Genomic DNA, 4,784 nt, shown 5'->3' on the forward strand with positions numbered 1-4,784 from the left:
CGACATAGTCAAGCAGGTCGCGTCCCATGTCAGTCACGGTGGTGACCCGGGCCAGGTCGACCCGGACATTGTTCAGATGATGAAGCCGGAGAAGGTCACCGTTGTGTCCCTTCTCGGGATAGATTCCACAGAAGGACAAGCCGCAGGCCTCGACCTCTTCGGCGAGAAGCTGCGTGGCCGGGTGCGACAGCGGGAGATCGACATAAATGACATCGACACGGCTGAGCTTCAGTTCATTGAGCTGATCCCGGAGCTGCCGGGGCAAGTCCAGGCCTGGCGTCACTACCGAGATGACGGCCTGGCCAAAGGCAGGGGCGACGTCCACCGTGATCTCTGCACGAGCCGGCAATGCCGCAGTCATCGCCGCCGTCGCATCGGCCAGCGTGCGCTCGAGTTGCACCCAATCATAGATGCGGCGGATCATCTGCCTGTCACGCGAGGGCGGATAGACCACGCGCGATGGACCGGGATTGAGTGGATTGTAGAACAATATCGCTGACTGGCGGTTGCGCGCGGCCTCTTCCCCGTCCTTGATCTTCTTCAAGGTGAAGCCCTCCGGCACGTAGCCGAGCAGGATGCCCGTCTCGCGGCCACCCTTGCCGAAATTGGCCTTCTGTGAATAGGGATGCAGGGCGATCGCCTCGCCATAAAGACCTACCATGCCGCTGGCGCGCGCAGCGCCGATGGCCATTTCCTTCAGCCGCTCGAAGAGCTTTCGGCCACGGAAGCGCGGATCCACAATCCCCATTGAGATGTTTGCAACGAGCGAGTCCGGGCGTTCTTTCTTGAGGCCCTGGTGCCCGATGACCTCGCTATCATCGGTGACGGCGACATAGGACAACAGCAACCCCTGATCAATCAGGCTGCGGATACGCTCGGGAAAATAGACTGTCTCGAGATAACTGAAGCCATAGACATTATACATGCAGCGGGCGAGGGATACGCCGTGAGCAGCCGGATCAAGCGGCCGCAGTTGCAACGGCGTGTCAATCGGAGCGGCTGCAACCTGCGCCAACTCCTCATCATGGGCGGCATCACGAAATGACGTTTCGAGCCAAGCACTGGACCGATTGACGACGAATTCAAGGCGCTTTCCTTCCTTGCCGCGATTGATCAGGCGCAACTCATCGGAAAAGCCGCTGAGCAGAACCACGGACTGACGAGTCTTCTCGGACTCGCCCACCTTGCTCCACTCGAATGGCAGCCCCTTGTCTTCGAATGCAGCCACGAAACGGCCGTTTTCATATTCGCAGACGATGTCGAACGTACCGTTCGCTATTCCCTCAAAGGAGTGGTTGATGATGAGAAGTCCGGCCTCCTCTGTTGCCAGCTCGAGATTGGCGGCAGCCTGCTCGTCAAGGCCTGCAGCCAGGGCCATCTCTTTCATGAACAGGCAGGCGGCACGCAGGAAACGCTGATCTGCGGTGACGGTCATGCGGGAAAGTTGTCGTGCGGATGTGCTCATCTACAAAGTTACTTTTCAGGTTATCTGCGTCTCGAGGCTTTTAACACGTGCAGACCGCAGGTCCATCCGCAGACAGGCTGATGGCTTTAGGGAAAAATACTGAGCCACCAGGCAATCGATGGTGCCTGCCTCTCGCTCGTCCATCAGGCATCATGCCGTCCAGGGATCAGTCGCCAGAACGTGGCAGAGGCTCCGAACCTGTTCATAGAACACCGTCTTCTCATGGCGTATCGCTTCCTTGAAGGGCTGGAGGGAGACCAGCACATCCTGGTGTCTGGAATGGATCAGGCGGATCAACTCACGGAGGTCCTGGCTGCTGGCCATTGTCCTGATACCGATCTTGAGGTTTTCAGGAATTGGAAAATCCATGAAGCTGACCGCGGCCCCGGTTTTCCGGAGGACGGGAATGCAGTCGTGAAGCACGGCCTCTCTCGGAAGCCGGTCCTTTCCGGGCTGGTGCCCGAAGTCGAGAAAAACCAGGCTTTTTCGGAGCACTTGCGAGACCTCGAACCGGGTCATGTCACGAATCGGGATCACGGAGAATTCCTGCTCCAGCGCGGCAATCACCCGTTCGGTTCCCTGTGCCTTCGCAGGCAGGAAGCAAATGTCATTCGTTTTCTCGAAGCCCTCATCTCCATGGACATGCTCCTGGGGCAACGTCCAATCAGACACGATCGGGCCCCTGAACCCGAGTGCAGACGCCTGTCGCCTGGCGTATTCAGACTGGAAGATGTGAAAACAGGACAGCAAGGCAAGTTTCTGTTCAAACTTGTTGAGTTCGCCGAGCGGAGCATTATCCCAGCTCAGCCACCAATAGACCTTTCTTCTGTGTCCGTAAGCGTGGAACCTGCGTGCCCAGCCCAGCAGGATTTCGGGAAAGACCAGAACTGCGTCCTCATCAAAGCAGGTGCAGGTCTCGTAGCGCGCAAAGGGCACCTCGATGTTGATGGGCTGTGAGTAAATGACATCATATCGTCGGCTGGCAGAGTCGAACCTGATTTCTGCCTTGTCGTAAAAGAGAACCTTGCTGTTGAACCCCAGATCCAAGAGGGCCTGGTTCAGCTGCAACAATGCAAATGGACCGCCAGTGCTGTAATCCGGACAGAAGATGACGAACATCATCGGATGCTCTTTTCCGCCGACAGAAAGCGGCGTGCGACGGCCAGAGCGGATGAAGCTGCCTGATCCATGTCGAGATAAGCGTACTGGCCACAGCGCCCGACGAAGGTCATGTTCGCGGGACACAGCGACTTATATTGAAGGAACGTACGTCTGCTTAACCCGTGCCTGTCATTCACCGGATAGTATCGTTCCTGGTTATTGTCCTTGTAATCGCAGGGTTGTTCTTGCGTCAAAAGAGTGCAGTCCTGAACATTACCGTGGCCTGGAAAGTTCTTCCATTCCGTGATCCGGGTATAGGGAGATCGATCCGTGTAGTTTATCACTGGAAAGTTGCTGGCCCTCTCGATATTCATCAAAGAGTGATGAAAGACGATCGATCTGTAGGGAAGGTCCCCAAACCGAAAATCAAAATATTCGTCAATCGCCATGGAATTGAACACATGTGCAAAGTTCCGTTCCATGGACTTTGAAAAACCGGTTTCAAGGCTTACCGTGATCAACCGGTGATCGAGAATGTTTCTGACAAGCTCGGTGTAGCCGGGTGTGGGCAGGCACTGATAGATGTCATCGGGAAAATACCTGTCTTCATCTTCGTTGATGCGCGCGGCGGCCCGGCCGGTGACAGCGCCGCTCAGGCGCTCCAGACCAATGCCCCACATTTTCTCGGAATAGGGCCTGTAGAAGACCTCCTCCAGATCATCCGGTCGAACCTGCGAGACCGTCTGGCGATTGGGAGGGAATGGCACCAATTGTCCGCTTGCAAGCTTCGCCACGACCTTGTGTTCATAAGGCACCCATCCGGTAAAGCGGCTGAGCCAGCCAAACACCTTCTTGTTCGACGTGTGGAATATGTGAGGTCCATATTTGTGAACCCGTATGCCGGACGCATGGATGTAATCGTAGCAGTTGCCAGCCACGTGGCTGCGCTTTTCGATCAAGGTGACCGGAATTCCTCCATCGGCCAACTCCCTGGCAATGATACTGCCGGATAAACCAGCACCAACGACTAGTACTTCCGCTGCTGCTGGCACTGGTCCGCTCTAGTCAGTTGATGCATCAGATCCTGGCGCATACTTACACTTGAAACCGATCGGCGGGTCAATCGATGCGGGCTGAAGGCCTTCCCAGCGGAGAGCCGTTTTGTGACCTTTGCATGCGTACAGCAGTTGATGATGGTACAAGTTCAACTAGTGTATTGACGCTGATTGCTGACGGTTCCTTCACGACGCCCGGCGATTCGCGCCTTCGGGTGCATTCGCGGAACCGAGCACCGTCAGCGATTGCCCCGGACAGGTCGCTACCCGCTGCAGGCCCACTGGGCCCGCCACGCAGGAGCCTGAATGACGCGGATGCCATGATTTAGAGGGAAAAGAAGGGCGACAGACCTCCAGTTATCCGGACGAAGGTCATCAACACGGCAAGCGGCGGCTTTGAACTGAACATCAAACTGAGCAGCCTGTGGACGAAACCGGCCACAGTGGGTGAAGATGGTCAGCGCAGTCTATGACCTCGACACGGGGGTGATAGAGTTCATGGGTTGATTGCTCACTTACACACCAATGATAAAGCCGCAGCCCCAGTGGGGCTGTTACGAGCGTTTTGTGTCATAGGAACGCAGTCGTGAATCAGACAAGTCACCGATGCCAGCTGACCAAATGGCGGGTTCTTGGTACGACTGCTGGGAACACACCGCCTGACTCTAGCGTTCGTAATCAGTGATCTTCGCACGGGAACGTTGCGACAGCTGCTGGCCTGGAACCAAGGGCAGCCAGACATACAACCCGGCCAGTTCCGGATAATTCACCATCTGAGCGGAATTCCGTTCGGCCGTCTCCATGAGCATTTTCATCTCGTCATGCATGCCCTGCCGACGGTAGGAATTCGACCAGTAATAGTAGACCGACACTCCTTCCGGCATCAGATCAGCTGCTCTCGCGAAATACTCCTCGGATTTCTCGAAGTCGTCCAGCTGTGAATATGACAGGGCCGTCAGGTTGAGCGCAACATACTTGATGTTATCGTCTTCCGACTCAAGAAGGGAGCCCCCGTCCGCGATCGGTGAGGCTATGTCAATCGCCTTCTCATACTCACCCTGATAGGCTGCGATGTAGGCCAGGTTCAGCTTGGCAAGTTTCAGGTCCGGGTCGGACCGTGATGACTTCAGAAACCAGCGCTCGGACTCAGCCACGTCATTCTT

At 56.1% G+C, this 4,784-nt stretch carries 4 protein-coding genes; all 4 read right to left on the reverse strand.

Annotated features, from left to right (window positions below):
* The coding region (locus tag ACILRN_RS15695) for an ATP-binding protein (protein WP_395689881.1) at positions 1–1,465 on the reverse strand (1,465 nt) is incomplete at its 3' end.
* A gap of 150 nt (positions 1,466–1,615) precedes the next feature.
* Positions 1,616–2,587 carry a hypothetical protein gene (locus tag ACILRN_RS15700; RefSeq protein WP_395689883.1) on the reverse strand — a complete coding sequence of 324 codons (972 nt, stop codon included), beginning with the start codon at positions 2,585–2,587 and terminating at the stop codon, positions 1,616–1,618.
* Positions 2,584–3,618 (reverse strand): UDP-galactopyranose mutase, encoded by a 1,035-nt coding sequence (locus ACILRN_RS15705; RefSeq protein WP_395689885.1) that lies wholly within the window; start codon positions 3,616–3,618, stop codon positions 2,584–2,586. The genes ACILRN_RS15700 and ACILRN_RS15705 overlap by 4 nt, the downstream gene beginning before the upstream one ends.
* A 668-nt stretch (positions 3,619–4,286) precedes the next feature.
* On the reverse strand, positions 4,287–4,784 hold a 498-nt coding region (locus tag ACILRN_RS15710), incomplete at its 5' end, for a tetratricopeptide repeat protein (RefSeq protein WP_395689886.1).

This window comes from Aestuariivirga sp. (genome assembly GCF_044238155.1).
In the GTDB taxonomy this organism is placed as follows: domain Bacteria; phylum Pseudomonadota; class Alphaproteobacteria; order Rhizobiales; family Aestuariivirgaceae; genus Aestuariivirga.